Here is a 24,400-nt window from a genome sequence, read left to right as displayed (position 1 = left end):
CGTTGCTGAAGAAACCTCTACGTCGCCCGGTAGGAACTCCCGCCCTCACCGGAGCCTCCGCCCGCCGCGGATCCCCGCTGTTCGGACTCGGGAGCTCCCTGGGGTTCGGGAGTACTGCCCGCACCGCGCATGGTCCAGCTCTGCTCCCGCTCTCCCGTCTCGGTGCTGTCACCGGCACTTCCGGAGCGCGCTCCTTCGGGCGCGGCGCGGCGGTAGCTGGAATTGATCATGTCCGCGGCGGCTTCCCGCCCACCGAGTCCGAAAGCGATGGCGGAGCCGAGAGCGATCGCCCCCACCAGGGCTATGTAGGTCACGGTGACGATCACGGGGGCGATCCGCAGCTGTGTGAGGATCATGAACACGCCGATGGCCATGACCATGGTCGGCGCCGCCGTCCGCGCCATGCGTCCGGCCGGGCTGTCCCCCATGGTGCGTTCGACCAGCGTTCCCACCGCTCCTGCCACGGCGGCGGCGATCAGGAAGATGGCCAGCGCGGCCAGCACGCGAGGCAGATACCCCAGAACCACGTTCATGAAACCGGTCAACGCGGGAATGCCGAGCGTGCCGATCGCCGAGGACAGCACGAACAGCATGATCACCGCGAAAGCCACCGTGCCGACCAGTCTCGACGGACTTCCCCGCGGGCTGAGTCGCTCCACGTAGCGAGCTCCCTGCCCCGAACGGGCCATGCGGTCGTCCAGATGCAGTCGGCGCAGACCTCGGGTGATCACAGCCCGCAGTATCCTGGCGACCAGATAGCCGATCACCAGCACCAGTAGCGCACCGATCAACTGCGGCAGATAGCTGACCAGTTGTGTGAATCCGCTCTGCAGGCTGTTCAACACGTTGAACCCGGTACCTTGCGCGAGGACCATGTCCATGGTGCGCCTCCTACTGCCGGCGTCGTGTGGCCCGATTGGAACTCCCGGTCACCGGGCACGCAAACGCAAGTACTTCACACTTTCGGGCGAGCCCTTCCGGATGGAACCGCCCAGCGTCCGGCGGACCACTTCCGCGCGCGGAGCGGCACGGGTTTGTCCCCCATCGCGCGTGGGAACCCCGGCGGCGTGGAACGAGCGGAATTCAGACGAGAACTGGCCCAGCAACTGCGGGTGGACTCGATCAGGAGCTCCTCGGCGGCGGGCTCCGGGCACCCCACCTCGTCGATGTCGGCCGCCGAGCTGATGGCGGTACTGCTGGACGGGCACCTGCGGATGGATGTCACCCGCCCGGACCACCCGGGCAATGATCACCTGATCTTTTCCAAGGGGCACGCCTCCCCACTGCTGTACTCCTGCCTCAAGGCGGCGGGCGCGATCGACGACGCGGAACTGATGACCTTCCGTGAGTTCGGCAGCAGAATGGAGGGTCATCCCACCCCGGTTCTCCCCTGGGTGGACGTCGCCACCGGCTCACTCGGCCAGGGACTTCCCATCGGGGTCGGGCTGGGACTGACCCTCAGCCGCCTGGACGAGTTGCCCGGCAGGGTCTGGGTGCTCTGCGGCGACAGCGAGATGGCCGAGGGATCGATCTGGGAGGCCTTCGAACACGCGGCGTACTACGGCCTGGACAACGTGGTCGCGCTCATCGACGTCAACCGTCTCGGCCAGACCGGCGAAACCATGCACGGGTGGGACCTGAGCGCCTACTCCGACCGGGCACGCGCCATCGGCTGGCACACCGTGGAAGTGGACGGCCACGATCCCGACCGCGTCGAGGAGGCCCTCACCGAAGCGGAGAACACCCTGGGCAGACCCACGGCCGTGGTCGCACGGACCGTCAAGGGCAAAGGGGTGAGCGAGGTCGAGAACCTCACCGGCAAGCACGGCAAACCGGTCGCGGACGAGCAGGCCGCCATCTCCGAGCTCGGCGGCAACCGCGATCTCGGTGTCACCGTCTCCGCTCCGGAGAGCACCGCCCGCGCCCGCACGTTCGAGGTCCCCGGTGGGCAGCTCCCCGTCTTCGAAACGGGGAGTTCGGTGGCCACCCGGAAGGCCTACGGGCAGGCGCTGCGCGCCCTCGGATCCCGTCGGGGGGACATCGTCGCGTTGGACGGTGAGGTCTCCAACTCCACCCACTCGGAACAGTTCCGCGAGGGTCATCCGGAGCGGTACTTCGAGATGTACATCGCCGAGCAGCAGATGCTGGCGACGGCGGTGGGCATGCAGGTACGCGGGTGGCGACCGTTCGCCTCCACCTTCGCCGCCTTCCTCACCCGGGCCTACGACTTCATCCGGATGGCTGCCGTCAGCAGGGCCGACCTGTGTCTGATGGGGTCCCACGCCGGGGTCGCCATCGGCGAGGACGGACCCTCCCAGATGGCGTTGGAGGACCTGGCCGCCCTGCGCGCGGTGCACGGCAGCACGGTGCTGTACCCGTGTGACGCCAACCAGACCGCACGGCTGCTGGAGCCGATGGCCGACCTGAGGGGCATCAGCTACCTGCGCGCCAGTCGGGGAGCCTCCCCGGTGATCTACGGGCCCGAGGAACAGTTCCCCGTGGGCGGCTCCAAAACGGTCCGCGACGGCGACCACGTGACGCTCGTCGGTGCCGGAGTGACCCTGCACGAGTCACTGGAGGCCGCGGACCGCCTGGCCGCGGAGGGCATCCGGGCACGGGTCATCGACCTCTACTCGGTCAAACCCGTCGACTCCGCGACGCTGGACGCGGCGGCCCGGGAAACAGCCGGTCTGGTCACCGTCGAGGACCACTGGCCCGAGGGGGGACTCGGGGACGCCGTCCTGGCCTCGCTGGCCGAGACCGGGGCGAGCACGGCGGTGCGCAAACTCGCCGTCTCCCGCATGCCCGGCTCGGGGAAACCGGAGGAACTGCTCGAACAGGCCGGCATCGACGCCGGCGCGATCGCGACGGCGGCTCGTTCCCTCCTGCGATGAGGGGACTCGACGGGTCCTTCCCGGGCGGAGGTCGGGATCCCGGTTGCGCGGGTCTCCTCCGCCCGGGTGAAACAGTTTCCTCCGTCCGTGCCACTCCGAGATCGCCTCAGCCCGGAGAACCGGCGACAATGGTGCGGAGAACGCCCTCACTCCGAGGGGTAAACCAGGCCGGTCGAAAGGCTGAACAGGATCGTGACGACGTCGATTGACCACAGGATCGCCGAGGAACTCGGTGTAGGCGCGGAACAGGTGACAGCCGCTGTTCGGCTGCTGGACGACGGTGCGACCGTCCCCTTCGTCGCCCGGTACCGCAAGGAAGCGACCGGGGCGCTGGACGACACGCAACTGCGTACCCTCGAACAGCGACTGCGTTATCTGCGGGAGCTGGAACAGCGGCGCTCCACGATCCTCGAAGAGATCCGCAAACAGGGCAAACTGGACGACGAACTGCACGCCAGGATCTCGGCCGCGGACACCAAGGCTCGCCTGGAGGACCTGTACCTGCCCTACCGGCCCAAACGGCGTACCAAGGCACAGGCGGCCCGGGAAGCCGGACTGGAACCACTGGCCGAGACGCTGCTGACGGACCCGCACCAGGATCCGCACGTTCTGGCCGAGAAGTACGTGGACGCCGACAAGGGAGTCGCCGACGCCGCGGCGGCGCTGACCGGGGCCCGTTCGATCCTCGTCGAGCGGTTCTCCGAGGACGGGGACCTGATCGGGCAGCTGCGCGAGACCGCATGGCGGCGCGGACGGATCACCTCGACGGCACGGGAGGGGGCCGAGACCGGAAGCTCCAAGTTCGCGGACTACTTCGACTTCACCGAAGCGCTGGACACACTTCCCTCCCACCGTGTGCTCGCCCTGTTCCGCGGGGAGAAGGAGGGCGTCCTCGAACTGTCCCTCGACCCGGAACCCGAGCACGAGCCGGACCGGGGGCCGGGCGAGTACGAGAACACCATCGCGGCGCGCTTCGGCATCCGGGACGAGGGCCGTCCCGCGGACGCGTGGCTGCGTGAGACGGTGCGCTGGGCTTGGCGCACCAGGATCATGGTGCACATCGACATCGACCTGCGGGGCAGACTGCGCCAACACGCCGAGGACGAGGCCGTGCGGGTCTTCGCGAGCAACCTGCGCGACCTGCTGTTGGCCGCCCCGGCCGGTCCTCTTCCCACGATCGGGCTGGATCCCGGTTACCGCGCTGGGGTGAAGGTGGCCGTGGTGGACGGCACCGGCAAGCTCGTGGAGACCGCCACGATCCATCCGCACGAGCCCCGACGGCGGTGGGACGAGGCGGTGGCCACGTTGGAACGGCTGGTCGAACGGCACGACGTCCGGCTCGTCGCGGTCGGCAACGGTACGGCCTCCCGGGAGACCGACGACCTCGCGGCCCAGGTGACCCGTTCCCACCGGAACGTGACCCGGGTTTCTGTCTCCGAGTCCGGGGCCTCGGTCTACTCCGCCTCGGCCTACGCCTCCAGGGAACTGCCCGAGGTCGACGTGTCGCTGCGCGGAGCCGTCTCCATCGCCCGGCGACTACAGGATCCGCTCGCCGAACTGGTGAAGATCGATCCGAAGTCCATCGGGGTCGGCCAGTACCAGCACGACGTGTCCGAGTCGAAGCTCTCGCACTCCCTGGACGCGGTGGTCGAGGACTGCGTCAACGCGGTGGGGGTGGACGTGAACACCGCCTCGGCACCCCTGCTCAGCAGGGTTTCCGGTATCAACGCCGGACTGGCGGAGAACATCGTCGAGCACCGCGACACACACGGACCGTTCCGGTCCAGGCGGGCTCTCAAGGAGGTGTCCCGCCTGGGGCCGAAGGCGTTCGAACAGTGCGCGGGGTTCCTGCGGGTCACCCACGGGGAGAATCCGCTGGACGCCTCCAGCGTCCATCCGGAGAGCTACCCCGTGGTGCACCGCATCGCCGAGTCGGCGGGCGGCTCGGTGACGGAGCTCATCGGCAACACCGAGCTGTTGCGCGGACTGCGTCCCGACGACTTCGCCGACGAGTCCTTCGGAGTGCCGACGGTCACCGACATTCTCTCCGAACTGGAGAAACCGGGCCGTGACCCGCGTCCGGAGTTCCGCACCGCGCGTTTCGCCGAGGACGTGCACTCGCTGGAGGACCTGCGGCCGGGAATGGTGTTGGAGGGTGTGGTCACCAACGTGGCCGCTTTCGGGGCCTTCGTGGACGTGGGCGTGCACCAGGACGGGCTGGTGCACGTCTCGGCGATGTCGAAGTCCTTCGTCAGGGACCCCCGTGAGGTCGTCAAACCCGGCGAGGTGGTCCGCGTCAAGGTCCGGGACGTGGAGGTGGAACGCAAGCGCATCTCGTTGACCCTGCGGCTGGAGGACGAGGTCTCCCCCTCGGGTGAGCAGTCCCCGGGCACGAGGGCGGCGGAGACCAGCGGCGGGGCCCGCTCCAGGCGCGGGGGCTCATCCGACGGCGGGGGGCCGAAGGGATCCGGCCGCTCACGGCGCGGCGGGAACCGCGGCGACAACGCCGAGGGAAGTCTGGCCGCTGCCCTGCGTCAGGCGGGCTACGGGACCGACTGACCCCTCTGCCGGAGACGGGTGTCGCCGCGGAGACCGGAGGGCTTCGCGGCGACACCCGTCGCCCGTCACGACCTCGTGGACGTGTCACCGGAAGACGTGGCGGCGGACTCGTCGGAACGACCACTGTCGGGCCGGGCGGGACAGCAGTTCCTCGGGAGGAGAGGGCAGTTCCGGCGGGAGGCCGTCGGCCTCCACGAGCACCACCACGCGATGGTCGCCACCGCGGTACAGTCCCGCACAGCGGCAGGTGACGTCGTCCCGCATCCCCTCCAGAACCTCTCCGGCCCAGTCGAGCAGGTCCTCCTGCCTGCCCACAGCGGCCCTGGCCTCCCACATGAGGGTCTCGCTCACCGGACTCCTCACCGCGTGTCCTCCCGTATGTCGGGGACCGGGGGCAGACGGGGCGCCTCGTCGATGTCCGCCCGGCTCATCCGGAACCGCTCCGGGTAGGCGGCGCGGCTGCTCCGCCGGGCTGGTTCGGTGGTGCGCCAGCTGTACAGGCACCGGTCGCAGCGCAGCACCCGCCACGCTCCCGGCACCGGGGAGACGGCGAGTTCGCCGAACTCCGCCGCGGCGCAGCGGGGGCACACCGTCGTCGGTGCGGGCTGCTCGGTCTCTCCGTGGGGGGTGGTCACCGGTCTCCTCCTCGTTCGGCGAGCAGTGTCGTGAGTCTGTCGATCCAGGCGGCGGTCTCGGGCAGGTCGGTCACCGGCTGGCCGTAGTGCCCCCGCTCGTCCGGGGCCACCGGAGTGGTGGCGTCGATGACGAGCTTGTTGGTGATCCCCGGGGGCTGCGAACCGGGGTCCAGTTCCAGGACGGACATGTTCGGCAGGTTGACCAGGTCGCAGGCCGGGTTGACCTTGGTGGACAGCGCCCACATGACCTGGGGGAGGTCGAAGGGGTCCACGTCCTCGTCGACGACGATGACCGTCTTGCAGTAGCCGAGGCCGTGCGGCGTGGTCATGGCGCGCAGCCCGACCGCCCGCGCGAAGCCGCCGTAGCGTCTCCCGGTGGAGACGACGGCGAGCAGCCCGTGTGTGTACATGGCGTTGACGGCCCGCACCTCGGGGAAGTCGGCGCGCAGCTGCTGGTACAGCGGCACGCAGGTGGCCGGTCCGATCAGGTAGTCGACCTCGGTCCAGGGCATACCGAGATACAGGGACTCGAAGATCGGGTCGGTGCGGTGGGAGATCCGGTCCACACGCAGGACGGGCATGTTCCGCCCACCCGAGTAGTGCCCGGTGAACTCTCCGAACGGTCCTTCGAGCTCGCGTTCGCGGGCCTCGATCACCCCTTCGAGCACGACCTCGCTGCCCCAGGGGACGTCGAGTCCGGTCCGCGGTGCCCGGGAGACCGGCGCCGGTGCTCCGCGCAGCGCCCCGGCCATCTCGTACTCGGACTGCTCGTGGCCGAGCGGGGTTCCGGCCACCACCGAGATCACCGGGTCGTTGCCCAGCGCGACCGCCACGGGGAGGTCCTCGCCGCGACGTTCGGCGGCGTCGAGGTGCAGTGCGATGTCGTGCATCGGCACCGGTTGCAGCCCGAGCCGGTTGGTGCCCTTCACCTCCATGCGGTAGGTGCCCACGTTCTGTCTGTCGAGGTTGTCGGGATCCTCCGGATCCCGTGAGACGACGGCCGCCTTGTCGAGGTAGAAGCCTCCGTCGCCGTCGTTGAGGCGGAACAGCGGGAGCACGTCGAAGAGGTTGACCTCGGCCCCGTCGAGGGTGTTCTCCGCCCACGGCGGGTCCTGCCGGCGTTCGACGGGCACCGGGAAGTTCTCCCAACGCCGGATGAACTCCCGTACCTGGTCCCTGGTGGGGGTCTCGGGAGGCAGGTCGAAGGCGATCGCGTGGTTGGCCCACGAGCCGTGGGCGTTCACCGCGATCCGGGCGGACTCGAAACCGGTGACGTTGTCGAAGTACAGGGCGGGAGCCCGCTCGCCGAGCCGGTTGGCCGCGTTGGCGGCCGCACCGAGGTCGGGTTCCGGGTCCACCCGCTCGGTGACGTGCAGCAGCTGTCCCTGGCGGTCGAGGGCAGCGAGGTACGAACGCAGGTCGTCGTAGGACATGGCGGTACTCTCCTGGTCGCGGAGGGACGGAGCGGTTCACGCGCGGGGTGTGGTGTCGAGACCGCGCCACCGTGCGGCCCCGGACGCGGGGATTCCGAACTGGTCGAGTACGCGGGTGACCACGTGGGCGATGATCTCGTCGACGGAACCGGGGTGGTTGTAGAAGGCGGGCATCGGGGGAACGACCACGGCTCCCATGCGGGTGAGCGCGAGCATGTTCTCCAGGTGGATCTCACCGAGCGGGGTTTCCCGGGGTACGAGCACGAGCCTGCGGCGTTCCTTGAGCGTGACGTCGGCCGCCCTCCCGATCAGTCCCTCGGCGTATCCGGTGCGGATACCGGCGAGGGTCTTCATGCTGCAGGGCACGACGACCATCCCGTCGGTGTGCACCGATCCCGAGGAGATCGTGGCCGCCTGGTTTCCGGGGGCGTGTACCTCGTCGGCCAGCGCGGTGAACTCCCGCAGGTCGTATCCGGTCTCCAGTTCGACCGTGGCCCTGGCCCAGCGGCTGAGCACGAGGTGCGTGTACACCTCCGGCCTGCCGCGCAGCTCCTCGAGCAGTCCGGCGGCCAACGGTGCCCCGGTGGCTCCGGTGACCCCCACCACCAACCGCATTTCCGCTCCAAAAGTTCGTATACGAATGTTCGTGTACATACTAACACCGCTCGGGCCGTCGGGAAGCACACCGCCCTCCCCGACGCCCCGCCCCCTCGGACGGGAGACCGGCGCCCGGACGAGCGCACCGACGACCTCTAAGATGCACGGGCGCCCCGAGCAAGCCCGACTCCCAGTGAGAGACCACCGTGGAACTGGACGCGGCCGTATTCCACCTGCTGCGCCGTGCACTGCAGGAACACACCGCCACCTGGCAGGCCCACCTGCCGGAGCTGACCAAACCGCAGTACGCGGTGCTGCGTGCCGTGGACCAACAGCCCGGCATCGAGCAGGCCGCGGTGGGCCACCACGCCGCCATCGACAAGGCCACGCTGGCCTCCCTGCTGCTCCGCCTGGAACAGCGGGGGCTGCTGTCCCGCACGGTCGACTCCGGAGACCGCAGGCGGCGACAGCTCCACCTGACCGAGCTGGGGCGGGAGACACTGCGCCACGCCGACTCCGTGGCCGAGTCGGTGAACGGGTCCATGCTGGCCCGCCTGGACGAGGACGAACGGGAGCAGCTGCGTCGACTGCTGCGGAAACTCACGGAAGGGTGATCCCTTCCGGGGAGGACACCGGACCTCCTCGTCCACACTGTTGACTTCCAGCGAACTCCAACTCACACGATCGAGCGGACCGCTGCTGCTGAACCGGAGGTGACCTCATGGATGGTGGAGTGAGCTGGGCGACACTGCGCTCACTGACCCGGGACAGCTCGGTGACCAAACAACGGCTGCCTCCCGGACTTGCCACACGGATCCTCGGTTACGCCCGCCCCTATCTGGGCGTGATCGTTCCCTTCCTGATCATGGTCGCGGCCACGGCGGTGCTCGGTGTCGTCACCCCGCTGCTGTTCAAGGCGATCATCGACCGTGGTGTCGTGCCGGGACGTACCGGAGTGGTCGTCTGGCTGTCCGTGGGCGTGGCCGGGGTCGCCCTGTTGGAGGCCGTGCTCACCCTGCTGCAACGCTGGTACTCCTCCCGCCTCGGCGAGGGGCTGATCTACGACCTGCGTCGTGAGGTCTTCGACCACGTGCAGCGGATGCCGCTGGCGTTCTTCGTCCGCGCCCAGACGGGCGCGCTGACCAGCAGACTCAACAACGACGTCATCGGAGCCCAGCGTGCCCTGACCAGCACGCTGTCCTCGGTGGTGTCCAACGTGCTCAGCCTGGTGCTGGTGCTGGCGGCGATGTTCGCCCTGTCCTGGCAGATCACACTGATCGCACTGGCCCTGCTGCCGTTGTTCCTGCTGCCGGTGCGCTGGATCGGTCGGAGGCTACAACGTGTGACCCGGGAGCAGATGGCCGTGGACGCCGAGATGAGCTCGCTGATGACCGAACGCTTCGGGGTCGGTGGGGCCATGTTGACCAAGCTCTACGGCAGGGCCGACGAGGAGACCGAGCACTTCGCGGGCAAGGCGGCACGCGTGCGTGATCTCGGTGTGCTCTCGGCCATGTACAGCCGGGTCTTCTTCGTGGGCCTGACCCTGCTGGCCGCGCTGGCGACCGCCGTGGCCTACGGCCTCGGTGGGGTGCTGGTGATCGGCGGCTCCCTGCAGCTGGGCACGCTGGTGGCGCTGACCTCACTGCTCACCCGGCTCTACGGTCCACTGACCTCGCTGTCCAACGTGCACGTGGACGTGATGACGGCCCTGGTCAGCTTCCACCGGGTGTTCGAGGTGTTGGACCTGCCTCCGATGATCCGGGAGAAGGAGGACGCCGTCGACCTGCCGCCGGAGGCGCGCAGTCTCGAATTCGACTCCGTCTCCTTCCACTACCCGGGCTCGGACGAGGTCTCCCTGGCCTCCCTGGAGTCGGTGGCCCGACAGGAGAGCACTCCGCCCCACCAGGTACTGCACGACGTCTCTTTCCACGCCGCCCCCGGAGAGATGATCGCACTGGTCGGACACTCCGGAGCTGGCAAGACCACCATCGCCCAGCTCGCGGGGCGGCTGTACGACGTGGACTCGGGAAGCGTCCGCGTGGGCGGACACGACGTGCGGGACGTCACCCTGTCCTCGCTGTACTCCACCGTCGGTGTGGTCACCCAGGAAGCGCACCTCTTCCACGACACGATCCGGGCGAACCTCGCCTACGCCCGCCCCGAGGCCACCGACGAGGAACTGCTGCACGCCCTGCGCACCGCGCAGCTGGGGGAACTGGTCTCCGAGCTTCCCGACGGCCTGGACACCGTCGTCGGGGACAGGGGCTATCGGCTGTCCGGCGGCGAGAAGCAGCGCATCGCCCTGGCCCGGTTGTTGCTCAAACAACCGCCCGTGGTGGTGCTGGACGAGGCCACCGCCCATCTCGACTCGGAGTCCGAGGCAGCGGTGCAGCGGGCCCTGAACCGGGCGTTGGCCGGACGCACCTCGTTGGTGATCGCGCACCGCCTGGCCACGATCCGCCGGGCGGACCGGATCCTGGTGATCTCGGAGGGACGTGTTCTCGAACAGGGCACCCACGAGGAACTGCTGGAACACGGCGGACAGTACGCCGAGCTGTACCGCACCCAGTTCGCCGAGGAGGAGCAGGGCTCCCCGGAACGGGTCCTTCCCTCGGGGGACAGGACCGGGCCAGTGGAATGATCCGAACGGGCCGAAACAGCGGGGCCGGGAGCTTCCGGCGAGCGCAGAACGGTCGGCCCAGGCGGGTATCCCGCCTATGAGCGGAACAGTGGCTCGGTCGGACTTCCTCGCCTCACGGAACACCCCGTCCGGAGTCGATCCGGGGAGCGCTCACCGCGCTGTCCGCACCGCCTGGGGAGCCACCCGCAGATCGGCCTCGATCCTGGCCGCCGTTTCCAGCAGCGGCGGCAGCAGCTCCTCCCGCGCCTGCTCGGTGGTGGCCCGGCTGGCGTGGGAGGACACGTTCACGGCCGCCACCACCCGTTCGGTGCGGTCCCGGATGGGGGCGGCCAACGAACGCAGTCCCGCCTCCAGCTCCTGGTCGACCACGGCCCACCCCTGGGAACGGATCCGCTCCAGTTCCCGCCGCAGTTCGTCGACGCTGGTCACGGTGTGCGGCCCCAGCGGCTCGGGACGCAACCTGCCCAGGTAGTCCTCCAGCTCCCGGTCCTGGAGTCCCGCCAGCAGAACGCGTCCCATCGAGGTCGCATAGGCCGGAAAACGGGTGCCGATGTTGATGGCCACGGTCATGATCCGCGAGGTCGGGACGCGCCCCACGTAGACGATCTCGTCACCGTCCAGCACCGAGACGGACACGGACTCGTGCACCCGTGCGGCGAGCCGCTCCAGGTGCGGCTGGGCCATCTCGGGCAGGGAGAGGCTCGACAGGTAGGAGAACCCCAGCTCCAGGACCCTGGGGGTCAACGCGAACAGGCGACCGTCCGTCCACACGTAGCCGAGCTGGACGAGCGTGTGCAGGAACCTGCGTGTGGAGGCGCGGGAGAGCCCCGTCGCCCGGGCGACCTCGCTGAGGGTCATCTCCGGCCGTGTCTCGTCGAAGGCACGGATCACCCGCAGTCCACGCGCCAAGGACTGCACCGGACCGACCTCGGAATCGACCTCGGGCTCCATCACCGCACTCCTTCACGAGTCGTTCTCTCGGGCAGCGCCCCGCCCGGACTCCTCGGACAGGATCCGGTCCGCCACCGCGAAGGCGCTGTTGGCTCTGGGCACCCCGGCATAGACCGCCACGTGCATGAGCACCTGACGGATGGTCGCCGCCTCCACGCCGTTGCGCCGTGCCGCCCGGACGTGCATGGCGAACTCGTCGTGGTTGCCGGTGGCCGCCAGGATGGCCAGCGTGACACAACTGCGGGTCGGCCGGTCCATCTCCTCCGAGGCCCAGAGCTCCCCCCAGGCGTAACGGGTGATGAAGTCCTGGAACGGGGCGGTGAACTCCGTGGTGCGTTCACGGGCCCGGTCCACATGGGCGTCGCCGAGCACCTGCCTGCGCACGGCCGTGCCGCTGCCCGTACCGCCGGAGCCGGACAGCACCCCGTCGGTACGCGTCCCCGCGGCGGACACAGGCTCATCGTCTCCCGTGAAGTGCTCGTACAGCAGCCGACCGACCTGCTCGTGACGTTCGACACTGGCCAGGTGCGCGGCGTGTTCCACCACCTCCAGCCGAGCACCCCCCACAGCGCCCGCGATGGCCTCGGCGTGCCGGGGCGGCGTCGCCGGATCATCATATCCGGCCACCACGAGCGTGGGCGCGGTGATCCGTCCCAGCCACCGCTCCAGGTCCATGGTGGCGATGGCCTCACAGCAGGAGGCGTAGCCCTCGTCGTCGCAGGAGGCGATCATCGCCCCGTACTTGGCCCGCACGTTCTCGTCCGCGGCCAGCTCGGCGGTGAACCAGCGCTTCAGGGTGGGCTCCACCATCGCGGCCGTGCCGTTTGCCCGCACGAACTCGGCCCGTTCCCGCCACGCGGAAGCCGGTCCCAACGCCGCGGAGGTGCACAGCAGGGCCAGCCGGTCGATCCGGTCCGGGACGTTGGCCGCCAGCCACATCCCGGTCATGCCGCCGAGCGAGAGCCCGGCGAAGTGTGCCCTGTCGATGTCGAGGTGGTCCAGCAGGTCCACCACGTCCCTGCCGAGCAGGTCCAGGTCGTAGGGGCCGACGGTGGCCGGTGTGCGGCCGTGGCCACGTTGGTCGTAACGCAGCACGCGGAACCGTCGGCTCAGCAGCGGCACCTGCGCGTCCCACATAGTCCGGTCCGTGCCCAGGGAGTTGGACAGCACCAGCACCGGCGCGTGGGGTGGGCCGGTCAGCTCATAGTCCGGGATCACCGGTGGTCGTCTCCTTCCAACGTGTGTAGGCCTCCAGAGCACGCCCCAGGAACAGCTCGGAGGAGCCCAGGTAGTCCCCCGGTTCGGTCAGCTCGGTCACCCTCTCCCGCGACAGCACCGAACGCACCGTGGGATCGTCGAGCAGTTCGGCACGCAGACCGCCCGCGTTCTCCCGGGCCCTGCCCGCGAGTTCGCTCACCAGGCGCTCGGAGCGCCGCGCTCCCAGATGCGGAGCGAGCTCCGCCGAGACCCGCTCGGCCAGTAGGGCGCCCCCGGTGAGATCCAGGTTGGTGCGCATCGCGGTGGTGTCCACCCGCAGTTCGGTCAGGAGCTCGCGGGTGAGGGTGGCCGCCGAGCCGGTCAGTCGCAGCAGTTCGGTGAAGGGCTCCCACTCGGACTGCCAGCTTCCCGCCCCGCGCTCGTGCTCCTGCGGCATGGCGCCGAGCAGGGTGGCGACCAGACCGGGCACCCGCCTCGTGGCGGCGGTCACGCGCACGGCGCGGACAGGGTTGCGCTTGTGCGGCATCGCGGAGGAGCCCCCGGCGTGTCCCTCGGCGAGTTCCCCCAGTTCGGTCTGGGCGCCCAGTTCGACGTCGACGGCGATCTTGCCGAGCGTTCCGGCCACGGTACCCAGCGCGGAGGCCAGCTCTCCGACTCTCGTGCGGTCGGTGTGCCACGGCAACACGGGCTCGGCGAGCCCGAGACGGCCGGCCAGGGCCGAGACCACCCGGTCCCCCTCGTTTCCCAGGGTGGCCAGCGTGCCGACCGGCCCTCCCAGCTGCACGGCCAGGCGGTGTCGCCGCACCCGCGCGAGTGCTTCGGCGGACTCGACCACGCCGGTCAGCCAACCGGCGGCTTTCCTGCCGAAGGTGGTGGGCAACGCCTGTTGCAGCAGGGTCCGTCCCGTCATCAGGCTGTGGCGGTGCTCCCGGGCCAAGCGGGCGCACTCGTCGGCCACCCCGCGCAGCTCCTCCAGCACCAGGTCCAGACTCGTGCGTGCCACCAGCATCGCGGCGGTGTCCACCACGTCCTGGCTCGTGGCCCCCCGGTGCACCCGGGAAGCCACCTCCGGGGGCAACCGTTCGGCCAGGTCCCGGACCAGCGGGATCACGGGGGTGGCGGACTCGGCCGCGCGCGCGGCGATCGAGTCCGGGTCGAAGTTCTCCGGCACGCACTCCCGGGCGATCCGCTCCGCGGTCTGTCGGTCCAGGAGACCGGTGTCGGCCTGCGCCCGCGCCAGCGCCGCCTCGAAGTCGAGCATGGCCGTCAGCCATGCCCGGAGGCCGGTGCACTCGGCGAACCGGTCCGTGACGAAGGTGGGGCCGAACATGCCGTCGGCCCGTTCAGAGTACGAAGAAGACCGTCTCGTCATCGCCCTGCAATCTGATGTCGAACCGGAATCCCGTGCCGTCGTGCTCGGCGAGCAGGGTGTCCCGCCTCCGCTGATCCACGGCGGCGAGCACCGGATCCGCGGCGTTGGCCCGCGTCTCGTCGGGGAAGTAGATCCTGGTGACCAGACGGTTGAGCATTCCCCTGGCCAGCACGGTCACGTCGATGTGCGGCGCCTCCCACTCACCACGGGGTGTGGGAAGCCCGCCGGGGCGGACCGTGCGGAACCAGAACCGTCCTCGCTGGTCGGTGGCGCACCGCCCGAACCCCCGGAAGGAGGTGGTCGTTCCCCGAGGGTCGTCCGGATGGGCGAAACGGCCTCGCTCGTCGGCCTGCCAGATCTCGACCAGTCCGTCCGGAACCGGGTCGCCGGCGCCGTCGACCAGCTGTCCACACAGTACGAAGGCGTGCGGGGTGTCCTCCGGTACGAGTTCGGGACCGTCCGGCCACGGCAACCCTTCCGGAAGGGCGAAGAAGGGCCCCACCGTCTGGGACGGGGTGGTCCCCAGCGTCGGCTGGGGACGGACACGCGGGGAGTTCGTCATGACCGCCTCCACGGATTCGCGTTCTCGACGTCTCCCGGTCGCGGTGCCCGGCGGTTCGACACGCCACCGGGCACCGCCGGAGCCGCCTCGGCCCGGCCGGGTTCAGTCGTCATCGTCGTCGTCCTCGTTCTCGAACGGGGTCGCCCGGCTGCCGCGCAGCACGATGTCGAAGTGGTAGGCCAGCGCCCACTCCGGAACCGTGTTGTCCAGATCGAACCGGCAGATCATCCTCTCGCGCGCCTTCGGGTCCCGCACCGACTGGAAGATCGGGTCCTGGAAGAACAACGGATCCCCCGGAAAGTACATCTGGGTGATCAACCGTTGTGTGAAGGCACGCCCGAACAGGGAGAAGTGGATGTGAGCCGGTCGCCAGGCGTTGTCGTGGTTGCGCCAGGGATAGGCACCCGGTTTGATCGTGACGAACCGGTACCTGCCCTGGTCGTCGGTCATACAGCGGCCGACCCCGGAGAAGTTCGGGTCCAGCGGGGCGGGGTGTCGGTCGCCCGAGTGCCGGTAGCGCCCGGCGGCGTTGGCCTGCCACACCTCGACCAGCGTGTCCGGGACGGGCCGCCCGTCCGAGTCGAGCACCCGTCCGCTGACCACGATCCGCTCGCCCAGGGGTTCGCCCTCGTGCTGGACGGTCAGGTCGTGGTCGTGCTCACCGACCCGTTCGTGCCCCAGCAACGGACCGGTGACCTCGGTGAGGTTCTGCGGCAACAGGTGCAGGGGCCGCTGCGGGGTGCGCAGTGCCGTGGACCGGTACTCGGGGGTGTGCAGTGCCGGGTGACTGGTGTCGTCCCGCACGTAAGTGGGGAGCACGAGATCGTCCGTGTGTTTGCCGTTGGTGTCAGTGGCCATGTTCACTTCCGATGTCCGAGGTTGCCTCGGTCGGCCCCTACCGTGGGCCGACCGCCGGAGGCCGGGCGGTCAGGCGTGCAGCACCACGGCCAGGCCCTGCCCCACACCGATGCAGATCGCGGCGAGACCCCACCCGCCTCCGCGACGGCGCAACTGGTGGGCCAGGGTCGTCAGGATCCGCGCGCCCGAGGCGCCGAGCGGATGGCCGAGTGCGATCGCCCCGCCCTGCTGGTTGACGATCTCCGGATCGAGGTCGGGCCACTCGGCCAGGCAGGCCAGCGACTGGGCCGCGAAGGCCTCGTTCAGTTCGACCGCGTCCAGATCGCCCCATCCGATCCCGGCGCGCCGCAGGGCGGTGCGGGCGGCCTCCACCGGGCCGATCCCGAACACGTCGGGGTCCACGGCGCAGGAGGCCCTGCTCACGATCCTCGCCAACGGTTCGGCACCGGCCAGCTCCGCTCCGCGCGCACTGCCGAGCAGCACGGCGGCGGCCCCGTCGTTCATCGGCGAGGCGTTGCCCGCGGTCACCGTGCCTCCGGAACGGAACACCGGGGCCAGCCCGCCGAGTTTCTCCAGTGACGTGTCCGCGCGGATCCCCTCGTCCCGGGTGAGGTCCGTACCGGGAACCGGAACCACCTCGTCGGCGAACAGCCCGTTCCGCCAGGCGGCGTCCGCCTTCTCGTGGCTGCGTACCGCGAAGGCGTCCTGCGCGGAGCGGTCGATCCCGTAGCTCTCGGCGAGCAGGTCCGCGCTCTCCCCCAGCGACACGGTCCACCTCTCCGGCATCCGGGGGTTGACCATCCGCCAGCCCAGCGTCGTGGAGTGCAGGGTCTCGTGTCCGCGCGGATAGGCGTGGCCGGGTTTGGGCAGCACCCAGGGGGCACGGCTCATCGACTCGACCCCGCCCGCGAGCACCAGATCCCCGTCACCCGTCTGCACCAGACGGCTGCCCTCGACGACCGCCTCGAGACCCGAACCGCAGAGCCGGTTCACCGTCGCTCCCGGAACGCTGGTGGGCAGCCCCGCCAGCAGTACGGCCATCCGCGCCACGTTGCGGTTGTCCTCACCGGCTCCGTTGGCGTCGCCGAACAGCACGTCACACAGCTGTTCCGGGTCCAGCTCGGGGTGACGTCGCACCAGCTCCCTGACCGTGTGCGCGGCGAGGTCGTCGGGGCGGACCTCGGCGAGTCCCTTTCCGTAACGCCCCACCGGGGTGCGCACCGCGTCGAGTACGTACACTTCGTTGCTCACGACGACTCTCCGTTCCCGAGGGTTGCCTTCAGATCCCGCAGGATCCTCAACTCGTTCTCGGTGGGGGGCTGTTGCACCTCCACCCGCTCGGCGACACGCAGCGGCCATCCCGTGGCCGCGCGTACCTGCTCCACCTCGACCTCGGGGGCCAGCCGGGTCAGCACCAGCTCCCTGGTCTCGGGATCGGGTTCGAGCACACCGAGGTCCGTGATCACCCTGACGGGACCGCTGCCGAAGAGCCCCAGTCGGTCGCGTGCCCGACCGTCCCTGCCGTAACCCACCGAGGTGACGAAGTCCACGGCGGGGACGAACGCCCGGGGGCTGTGGCGCATCACGATGAGCACCTCCTTGCAGGAGGCGGCGATCTCCGGCGCGCCCCCGGCACCGGGCAGCCGGACCTTGGGGGAACGGTAGTCGTCCCCGATGACCGTGGTGTTGATGTTTCCGTAGCGGTCCACCTGGGCCCCGCCGAGGAAGCCGACGTCCACGCGCCCCGGCTGCAACCAGTAGTTGAACACTTCGGGCACACCGACCACCGCGTCGGCCGTCTCGGCCAGCACACCGTCCCCGATGGACAGGGGAAGTCGTTCCGGGCGGGTTCCCAACGTGCCGGACTCGTAGAGCAGCACCAGTCCCGGAGCGTGGGTCCGGCGCGCGAGGTTGGCCGCCGTGCTGGGCAGCCCGATCCCGACGAAGCACACCGCCTCGTCGGACAACGAGCGGGCCGCGGCCACCGTCATCATCTCGTCCGAACTGAACTCCGCCCCCGTCGCGGGCTCGGTTCGCGGACCGCTCATCGTGGGCTCCTCTCCGCACCGTGGATCTCGGTCTCCAACCACTCCAGGAACCGGTCCCGGTCCCTGCTGATCGCGTCCCAGTCCTGGTAGTAGCCGTTGTCCCTCTCGTAGTACCCCTGGGCGTAGGAGGGACGCGCCCCGCCCGGAACCTCGGACACGGCGGTGACCGCCCAGCCGGGGATCACCGCGGCACCGGGCTGTTCCGGCAGCCGTTCGACGACCTCCTCCACGGTCACCAGCGATCTCCTGGAGGCGAGCACCGCCTCCTTCTGGACTCCGGAGATCCCCCACAGCTGCACGTTGCCCGCCCGGTCCGCCCGCTGGGCGTGAATGACACCCACGTCGGGGTTGAGCGCGGCCACCGCGGCCAGTTCCTGTCCGGTGAAGGGACAGCGCACCGTGCTGATGGTGTCGGTGTGCTCCGGAAGATCGGTTCCGGCGTAGCCCCGCAGCACGGCGAACGGCAGCCCGGAGGCGCCCGCCACGTAGCGGTTGGCCATCCCCGCGTGGCTGTGTTCCTCGATCTCCAGCGGAACGGGCCAGGAGTGCTGGATGGCGTCCCGGAACCGGTGCAACGACCCCACTCCGGGGTTGCCGCCCCAGGAGAACACCAGTTTGTCCGCGCATCCGGCCCCGATCATCTGGTCGTAGATCACGTCGGGGGTCATCCGGACGAGGGTCAGGTTCCTGCGCCGCGCGCGGATGATCTGGTGTCCCGCCGCGACCGGAATCAGATGAGTGAACCCTTCCAAGGCGACGGTGTCCCCGTCGTTGACGAGCTCGGCCACGGCCGTGTCGAGCTGCAGAATGCGTGCCACTGGCCACTCCGTTCCGCGGTGTTCGCACGGTGTCGACACGTACCCCGTTTTGTTCGCTGAGAGAACGTACGTGCTTTATGCGAACATAAACCGCGACTCCGCTCCGGTCAACACCGCGACCCGCCGCCCCCGGACACGAAAAAGGCCCGGCGAACACCGTCGCCGGGCCACCGAGAACGCGAACGCGTCTGCGTGATCCCTTCCGGAACGAACTGTCCGTATGCCCGGGGGAGTCCCACGGGCCGCGTGAGTCGGGCGCTCCTAAGTCCGTTTCGCGAGGACCGCTCAGTCGTACTCGACCGCTCTGTTCCTCCGTTCGTGCGGACCCCGGTCACCGGAGAGCAGAGCCAGCACCTCGTCCCGTGCCGTCATGATGTCGGTGCTGGTGGTGTCCACCCGCAGCTCGGGCTCCGCCGGCTCCTGGTACTCGGCGTCGTAGCCGGTGAGTCCCGAGAGCTCCCCGGCGGCCGCGCGTCCGTAGAGCCCCTTCGGGTCACGACGCATGCACTCGGTGAGCGGAGTCGCCACGTGGATCTCGAAATACGGACAGCCCGCGGCCTCGTGCTGGCGACGCACCGCCGAACGCGCGGCCGAGTACGGGGCTATCACGGGCACGAGCACCGTGACACCGTGCGCGGCCAGCAACTGGGCGACGAAACCGGTGCGTCGGACGTGCTCGTTGCGGTCGGCCATGCTGAACCCGAGATCCGCGGAGAGGTTCGTCCGCAGGCGGTCCCCGTCGAGCACCTCCACGCGCGCGCCCCGACGGACCAGCTCCTCCGCCGTCACCTCAGCGATCGTGGACTTGCCCGACCCCGGCAAACCGGTCAGCCAGAGCGTGGCCCCCGCGAGCTCCATCGCCTGTCCCTTCCCGTCGAACGACACTGAGCCGGAAGCCATGGTGCGATCGCCTCGAAAGCCCCGGCCGGCACGTGCGGTGTCCACCACCCTACAGAGCAGCGACACTTCTGTTCATCCTTTCGCGGGAATTAGGCCATACCCGAGGCACGAACGAGAGATCCCCTCCGTCACCGGTGTTTCCCCGACACCTTGCTAGGGTGTCTTGCTCGATTTCGAGTTCCCTTCCCGATGTTGTCAGCGACTGGAGAAGCGATGAGCACCGGCGCCCCCACACGGGTCTACCTCCACGTCGGTTCCCCCAAGACCGGAACGACGTATCTACAGGAGATTCTCTGGAACAACCGGACCGACCTGCGGCACTCGGGGGTGCTCTACCCGGGGAAACGTCCCGACTCGCACTTCCACGCCGCCATGGACCTGCAGGAAAAGCAGTTCCAGCACGACTGGTTCGACGAGAACGTTCCGCAGGCCTGGAACGCTCTCGTCGAGGAGGCCGCGGCCTGGACCGGAACCGTGGTCATTTCCCACGAGCTGTTCTGCACGGCCACTCCGGAACAGGTCGAACGCGCCATGCGGGACCTCTCCTTCGCCGAGGTTCATCTGGTGTGCACGGCACGGGATCTGTTACGGCAGCTGCCCGCCGTGTGGCAGGAGGACGTCAAAAATCGACACACACTCACATTCGAGGATTTCGTCTCCGGGATCCGGGGGACGGCTTCCGAGACGAACCCGCTCAGTGAGCTTTTCTGGCCCCGGCAGGACACCCCGGAGATCCTGGCCCGGTGGGCCGCGCACCTTCCTCCCGAGCGGGTCCACGTCGTGACCGTCCCCCCGAAGGGGAACGACCCGGACACGGTCTGGTACCGCTTCGCCGAACTGATCGGTGTCGACCCGCAGGCGTTCGACACCCGCGTCAGCAGGCCGAACCGCTCGCTCGGGGTCGCCGAGACCGAGGTGCTCCGCCGACTCAACCAACGGCTGGAGGGGCACGTCAGCTGGGGGCGCCACGACGAACTGGTCAAGTCCCGCATCGCCGCCGACCTGCTCGGCAGCAGGAAACCGCGCACTCCCATCGAGGTTCCGGAGCAGCACCGCCAGTGGCTGAACGAGCAGGCCGAGCGGATCATCACCGAGCTCGGTGAAAGCGACTACCACGTCGTCGGTGACCTGGCCGAACTTCGTCCCTCCACGGAAACGGCCGCATCCGGGTCCCATCCCGACCAGGCCGATCCGGAGGAGACCACCGAGGTGGCGGTCGAGATACTCGCCGAGCTGGTGTACGACCCGCCCCGCAGCGAACCGGCTCCTCCTCCGCCGCAGCCGCGGCAACCCGCCCCGGTCGGCGTCCGTCGGAGCCTGGTCCACCTGTGCGAGCAGCATCCGCTGCCGCGGGCCGCCCTGACGCTGTACCGCCGCGTCAAGGGATCACTGCTGCGGACCCGGGGACGGTGACGACCGTGCGCCGGAGCGGCCCGTTGGTCTCCGTAGCCACCGGGCGGCCTCGCGCAACGACTCCGGGGTGATCCCGTGGCCTCCGGGGTGCCGTTCCGAGGTCACCTCGACCCCGTTCGCGCGGAACGCCTCCACCAACCGTTCCACGGAGGCGAGCGGTGCCATGGGATCCCGCGTGCCGTTGGACATCCACACCCGGCCGCCGACCGGGGGCACCTCCGGTGGCTGCCCCAGGGGCAGCATCGCCGCGAAGAGCACTCCCTCGGCGAGCACCTCCGGACGCGCCAACATCGTCGCCGCGGCGATGTTGGCGCCGTTGGAGAAACCGACAGCGACCGTCCTCCGCCCGGAGAGCCCGTAGTGTTCCCGGGCCCAGAGCACGAAGTCGGCCAGTTCCTCGACACGTTGCCGCACGTCCTCCTCGTCGAAGACACCTTCGGCGTGTCTGCGGAACCACCGGGCCGCTCCGTTCTCCGAGACCCTGCCCGCCGGAGCCAGCAGCGTCGCCGTCGGGTCCAGCTCACGTCCCAGCACCGCGATGTCCTCCGGGGTGCCCCCGGTGCCGTGCAGCAACAGCAGCACCGGGGATCGAGGATCTCCTTCGGCGTAGCGGTGGTGCAGTGGTGGATCCGCCGGGGTCACGAGACTGCACCGCGCGGATTGTTCTCGCTGGGCAGCTCCAGGCGGGGCAGCATCGCCTCGATCTGTTCCCGGTTCGGTTCCAGCCAGGGGGGCAGCTTGAGCGCCCGGCCCAGTTCGAGCAGGGGTTCGTCGGCGGTGAAGCCCGGCTCGTCGGTGGCGATCTCGAGGAGCGTTCCCCCCGGCTCGCGGAAGTAGACGGAGCGGAAGTACTGGCGGTCGAGGATCGAGGTCACCGAAACCCCGTTCTCCGCCAGTTCGCTCCGCCAGGCGGCCTGGGTGGACTCGTCCGGGGCGCGCCAGGCGACGTGGTGCACGGTCCCGGAAGCCACCAGACCGCGTTCCGCCCCCGGGCGCACGAGCACGTCCACGAGGCTTCCGGGCTCTCCCCGCGCCGCGGCGAAGCGCAGCCGGTTCCCCTCCTCGGCGAGGAGGCTCAGCCCCATCCCCGCCAGCATCTCCACGGTGGCTTCCGCGCTGTCGACCGAGAGCGTGACAGAGTGCAGACCACGTACCGCGTGCTCGGCGGGAACCACCCCGTTGTCCCACGGCCTCCTGGGGTCGGGCTGGGGATGGGCCACGAGCGAGAGCACCAGACCGTCGGGATCGCGGAACGTCAGCACCTCCTCGCTCTCCCGGCTCCGCGCCCGCTCCGTGTGCACCCCGGCCTCGTGCAGGTGACGCTGCCACCACCCGAGGGAGTGCTCCGGAACGGAGAAGGCCGTCGCCGTGGCCTGGCCGTTGCCGTGTTTGCCCGGTGGGGCTCCGTGGAACGGGAAGAAGGTCATCAGCGTACCGGGACGTCCCGCCTCGTCACCGTAGTAGAGGTGATAGGTGCCGGGGTCGTCGAAGTTGACGGTGGTCTTGACCATCCGAAGTCCCAGCGTGCGCAGGTAGAAGTCCGCGTTGCGCTGCGGGTCCCCCGCGATCGCCGTGACGTGGTGGAGTCCGCTGGTGGCGATGGTCATGTGTTCCTCCTCCCGGGGCGAAGGCGGGTCAGGTGCGGCCCTCGCGCAGCGCACGGGCGATGGTGACGACCCGACGCGCCTGCACGGAGGCGGCCTGCCTCGTTTCGGTGTCGACCTTGAACTGTCCCTGGCCGTCCACGTGGGCGGTGCCGTAGGGATTGCCGTCGGCGAACTTCGACGCGTCCGTGTAACCGGGGGTGACCAGGATCCCCCCGAAGTGGTGCACGCTGTTGTAGAGAGCCAGCAGGGTGGACTCCTGCCCGCCGTGTTTGGTGGAGGTCGAGGTGAACCCGCTGTAGACCTTGTCCGCGAGCAGTCCCTGCTGCCACTGCGGGCCCAACGAGTCGATGAACTGCTTGAGCTGCGCCGCGACGTTTCCGTACCGGGTCGGGGTGCCGAAGACGACCGCGTCCGCCCACACCAGGTCCTCCGGGGTCGCCTCGGCGATCTGTCGGGTGGCTTCGAGGTTGGCCCTCCAGGCCGGGTTCGCGTCGATCGCGGCGTCGGGGGCGAGTTCGGCGACCCGGCGCAGCCGGACCTCGGCGCCGGCCGCCTCCGCCTCGGAGGTCAACGTGTTGGCGATCTCTGCGACGACCCCTGTCGCCGAGTAGTAGACGACCGCGAGCCTGACCGGTGCACTCATCCTGTTCACTCCCGGATTCGGGTTCCTGTTGATTCCGGGACGAGACTACCAGAAAACATCTCGCTCGCAAGAAGTTTCTTAGGAAGAGTTAATGCACTGGTAGTTAGACTCCGAGCAGGGAAGCAGACACGAGGCAGAAAGGCGGTCAGGTGGGAACCGAGGACATCGCCACCACACCCCCCCAACAGACCGACGACGAGGCCGCCGACGACGAGATCGTCACCTGGTGGGGGCTTGTGATCGAGGGCTACCACACCACCCAGGAAAGGCTCATGGCTGAGATCACCGAGCGGTTCGACCTCACCCCGGGAGCCTTCGACATCCTCGTGAGGCTGGTGCGTTCGCCGGACTACCGCATGCCCATGACCAAGCTGGCCAAGGAGGCGGCACTGAGCAGCGGAGGGTTCACCAAGGTCGCCGACCGACTCGTCGCGGCCGAACTCATCCGGCGGGAACCGTGTGAGACCGACCGACGGGTCACCTACGTCGTGCTGACCGACCACGGTCGCAGGACCGCCGAGGAGGCCAAACACGCCTGTGCCGAGATCCTGCGTCGCACCGTGCTGGCCCCCCTGGGGCCGGAGAACTCGGAACGACTCGCGGAGGCGATGCGCACCCTGCGGGCGGCGAACGCCGAGTAACGCCCCAGAGGAGAGCGGGCCGCACACGAGACCGGCCCGACGAGGCGGAGCACCGCGTCGCCGGGCCGGGGTGCCGGGAGAGCCCCGGACGGGGACGCGGGGCACCCTCCCGGCGGGGCCGGGGTGAGGGCTTCCTATCGGGCCCTCTCACACAGCGATTCCGGATCCGCGGAGGCCGCCTCTAACCTGGCCAGCCGTCGCTGGTACACCTCCGTGCGCACGGCCCAGACCAGACCGGCCACCCAGGCCAGGCCGACCACCACGCTGACGAAGGCCGTCGCCCCCGTGGGGACCCCGACCACACCGAGCAGCACACGGGCGTTGGTGAACACGATCAGCCCACCGGCTCCCACCCCCAGGACGCGAACCGGCAGCACCCGCACCAGCCACGCCGCCAGCGGAGCAGCCAGCACACCACCGATCAGCAAGCCGAGAATGACGGGCCACTTCCACGCCTGCCCACCGTTGTGCGCCAGGAAACCCGAGGTGGCACCGAGCGAGACGATCAGTTCGCTCGTGTTGACCGTGCCCACCGTACGGCGCGGCAGAACCCGACCCGTGCTCAACAACGTGGAGGTGGTCACCGGCCCCCAGCCGCCGCCCCCCACGG

The 24,400-nt window shown here is 69.6% G+C and carries 24 protein-coding genes; 6 read left to right on the top strand and 18 right to left on the bottom strand.

Annotated features, from left to right (window positions below; all coding sequences use genetic code 11):
* Positions 1-17 precede the first annotated feature (17 nt).
* The gene (locus CEP50_RS13950) at positions 18-881 is read right to left on the bottom strand and encodes a mechanosensitive ion channel family protein (RefSeq protein ID WP_106114394.1); all 864 of its coding nucleotides are present in this window, start codon (positions 879-881) and stop codon (positions 18-20) included.
* Between the two features lie 186 nt (positions 882-1,067).
* Here CEP50_RS13950 and CEP50_RS13945 point away from each other — a divergent pair, with 186 nt between their 5' ends.
* Together CEP50_RS13945 and CEP50_RS13940 are read left to right on the top strand one after the other, a co-directional pair.
* Positions 1,068-2,894, top strand: a complete 1,827-nt coding sequence (locus CEP50_RS13945; RefSeq protein WP_181188389.1) for a transketolase — start codon at positions 1,068-1,070, stop codon at positions 2,892-2,894.
* A 192-nt stretch (positions 2,895-3,086) separates the two neighbouring features.
* The gene (locus CEP50_RS13940) at positions 3,087-5,453 is read left to right on the top strand and encodes a Tex family protein (protein ID WP_106114392.1); all 2,367 of its coding nucleotides are present in this window, start codon (positions 3,087-3,089) and stop codon (positions 5,451-5,453) included.
* A gap of 84 nt (positions 5,454-5,537) precedes the next feature.
* Here the strand turns inward: CEP50_RS13940 and CEP50_RS13935 are convergent, their stop codons facing one another.
* The 4 genes from CEP50_RS13935 to CEP50_RS13920 are packed head-to-tail and all read right to left on the bottom strand — an operon-like array spanning position 5,538 to position 8,136.
* Positions 5,538-5,804: a hypothetical protein gene (locus tag CEP50_RS13935; RefSeq protein ID WP_106114424.1), complete on the bottom strand. Its 267-nt coding sequence runs from the start codon at positions 5,802-5,804 to the stop codon at positions 5,538-5,540.
* Between the two features lie 8 nt (positions 5,805-5,812).
* Positions 5,813-6,088 (bottom strand): non-oxidative hydroxyarylic acid decarboxylases subunit D, encoded by a 276-nt coding sequence (locus tag CEP50_RS13930; RefSeq protein WP_106114391.1) that lies wholly within the window; start codon positions 6,086-6,088, stop codon positions 5,813-5,815.
* Positions 6,085-7,521: a non-oxidative hydroxyarylic acid decarboxylases subunit C gene (locus tag CEP50_RS13925; RefSeq protein WP_106114390.1), complete on the bottom strand. Its 1,437-nt coding sequence runs from the start codon at positions 7,519-7,521 to the stop codon at positions 6,085-6,087. Before CEP50_RS13925 ends, CEP50_RS13930 begins: the two co-directional genes overlap by 4 nt.
* A gap of 36 nt (positions 7,522-7,557) precedes the next feature.
* Complete coding sequence (locus CEP50_RS13920) at positions 7,558-8,136, bottom strand: UbiX family flavin prenyltransferase (RefSeq protein WP_106114389.1); 579 nt, start codon at positions 8,134-8,136, stop codon at positions 7,558-7,560.
* A gap of 188 nt (positions 8,137-8,324) precedes the next feature.
* Between CEP50_RS13920 and CEP50_RS13915 the strand changes: the two genes are divergently transcribed.
* Both CEP50_RS13915 and CEP50_RS13910 read left to right on the top strand, forming a co-directional pair.
* Complete coding sequence (locus CEP50_RS13915) at positions 8,325-8,732, top strand: MarR family winged helix-turn-helix transcriptional regulator (RefSeq protein ID WP_106114388.1); 408 nt, start codon at positions 8,325-8,327, stop codon at positions 8,730-8,732.
* Positions 8,733-8,839: 107 nt separating this feature from the next.
* Positions 8,840-10,759, top strand: coding sequence for an ABC transporter ATP-binding protein (locus tag CEP50_RS13910; RefSeq protein ID WP_106114387.1), 1,920 nt, complete (start codon positions 8,840-8,842; stop codon positions 10,757-10,759).
* Between the two features lie 150 nt (positions 10,760-10,909).
* Here CEP50_RS13910 and CEP50_RS13905 read toward each other — a convergent pair whose 3' ends face one another.
* The 9 genes from CEP50_RS13905 to cysC form a co-directional block, all read right to left on the bottom strand.
* Positions 10,910-11,710: an IclR family transcriptional regulator gene (locus CEP50_RS13905; RefSeq protein ID WP_106114386.1), complete on the bottom strand. Its 801-nt coding sequence runs from the start codon at positions 11,708-11,710 to the stop codon at positions 10,910-10,912.
* Positions 11,711-11,722: 12 nt separating this feature from the next.
* Positions 11,723-12,928, bottom strand: a complete 1,206-nt coding sequence (gene pcaDC, locus CEP50_RS13900) for a bifunctional 3-oxoadipate enol-lactonase/4-carboxymuconolactone decarboxylase PcaDC (protein ID WP_106114385.1) — start codon at positions 12,926-12,928, stop codon at positions 11,723-11,725.
* Entirely contained in the window at positions 12,912-14,300 is a 1,389-nt protein-coding gene (gene pcaB / locus CEP50_RS13895; RefSeq protein WP_219905480.1) for a 3-carboxy-cis,cis-muconate cycloisomerase, read from the bottom strand. The genes pcaDC and pcaB overlap by 17 nt, the downstream gene beginning before the upstream one ends.
* A complete protein-coding gene (pcaG, locus tag CEP50_RS13890) occupies positions 14,272-14,862 on the bottom strand; it encodes a protocatechuate 3,4-dioxygenase subunit alpha (protein WP_106114423.1) in 591 nt (196 codons plus the stop codon). Before pcaG ends, pcaB begins: the two co-directional genes overlap by 29 nt.
* 102 nt (positions 14,863-14,964) lie before the next feature.
* Positions 14,965-15,720 carry a protocatechuate 3,4-dioxygenase subunit beta gene (gene pcaH / locus CEP50_RS13885; protein WP_106114383.1) on the bottom strand — a complete coding sequence of 252 codons (756 nt, stop codon included), beginning with the start codon at positions 15,718-15,720 and terminating at the stop codon, positions 14,965-14,967.
* A 69-nt stretch (positions 15,721-15,789) separates the two neighbouring features.
* Positions 15,790-16,971, bottom strand: coding sequence for a thiolase family protein (locus CEP50_RS13880; RefSeq protein ID WP_258175237.1), 1,182 nt, complete (start codon positions 16,969-16,971; stop codon positions 15,790-15,792).
* Entirely contained in the window at positions 16,968-17,768 is an 801-nt protein-coding gene (locus CEP50_RS13875; protein ID WP_106114381.1) for a CoA-transferase subunit beta, read from the bottom strand. Before CEP50_RS13875 ends, CEP50_RS13880 begins: the two co-directional genes overlap by 4 nt.
* The gene (locus CEP50_RS13870) at positions 17,765-18,586 is read right to left on the bottom strand and encodes a CoA transferase subunit A (protein ID WP_106114380.1); all 822 of its coding nucleotides are present in this window, start codon (positions 18,584-18,586) and stop codon (positions 17,765-17,767) included. Before CEP50_RS13870 ends, CEP50_RS13875 begins: the two co-directional genes overlap by 4 nt.
* Positions 18,587-18,871: 285 nt before the next feature.
* Positions 18,872-19,486: an adenylyl-sulfate kinase gene (gene cysC / locus CEP50_RS13865; RefSeq protein ID WP_258175235.1), complete on the bottom strand. Its 615-nt coding sequence runs from the start codon at positions 19,484-19,486 to the stop codon at positions 18,872-18,874.
* A 213-nt stretch (positions 19,487-19,699) separates the two neighbouring features.
* Between cysC and CEP50_RS13860 the strand changes: the two genes are divergently transcribed.
* Positions 19,700-20,899 carry a hypothetical protein gene (locus CEP50_RS13860; protein ID WP_106114378.1) on the top strand — a complete coding sequence of 400 codons (1,200 nt, stop codon included), beginning with the start codon at positions 19,700-19,702 and terminating at the stop codon, positions 20,897-20,899.
* Here the strand turns inward: CEP50_RS13860 and CEP50_RS13855 are convergent.
* The 3 genes from CEP50_RS13855 to wrbA are packed head-to-tail and all read right to left on the bottom strand — an operon-like array spanning position 20,873 to position 23,149.
* Entirely contained in the window at positions 20,873-21,541 is a 669-nt protein-coding gene (locus tag CEP50_RS13855) for an alpha/beta hydrolase (protein ID WP_219905478.1), read from the bottom strand. The genes CEP50_RS13860 and CEP50_RS13855 overlap by 27 nt on opposite strands.
* Positions 21,538-22,506, bottom strand: a complete 969-nt coding sequence (locus tag CEP50_RS13850; protein ID WP_106114377.1) for a ring-cleaving dioxygenase — start codon at positions 22,504-22,506, stop codon at positions 21,538-21,540. Before CEP50_RS13850 ends, CEP50_RS13855 begins: the two co-directional genes overlap by 4 nt.
* 28 nt (positions 22,507-22,534) lie before the next feature.
* Positions 22,535-23,149 carry an NAD(P)H:quinone oxidoreductase gene (gene wrbA, locus CEP50_RS13845; protein WP_106114376.1) on the bottom strand — a complete coding sequence of 205 codons (615 nt, stop codon included), beginning with the start codon at positions 23,147-23,149 and terminating at the stop codon, positions 22,535-22,537.
* Between the two features lie 149 nt (positions 23,150-23,298).
* Between wrbA and CEP50_RS13840 the strand changes: the two genes are divergently transcribed.
* Positions 23,299-23,790, top strand: a complete 492-nt coding sequence (locus CEP50_RS13840; RefSeq protein ID WP_181188388.1) for a MarR family winged helix-turn-helix transcriptional regulator — start codon at positions 23,299-23,301, stop codon at positions 23,788-23,790.
* A 134-nt stretch (positions 23,791-23,924) separates the two neighbouring features.
* Here CEP50_RS13840 and CEP50_RS13835 read toward each other — a convergent pair.
* Positions 23,925-24,400: sulfite exporter TauE/SafE family protein (locus CEP50_RS13835; RefSeq protein WP_146134811.1), on the bottom strand; the 476-nt coding region annotated here is incomplete at its 5' end.

The sequence above is a fragment of the Actinopolyspora mortivallis genome, assembly GCF_003001495.1.
Taxonomy (GTDB): Bacteria; Actinomycetota; Actinomycetes; order Mycobacteriales; family Pseudonocardiaceae; genus Actinopolyspora; species Actinopolyspora mortivallis_A.
Note: the sequence above shows the minus strand (reverse complement) of the source record. Positions and strands in the feature narration are given on the sequence as shown.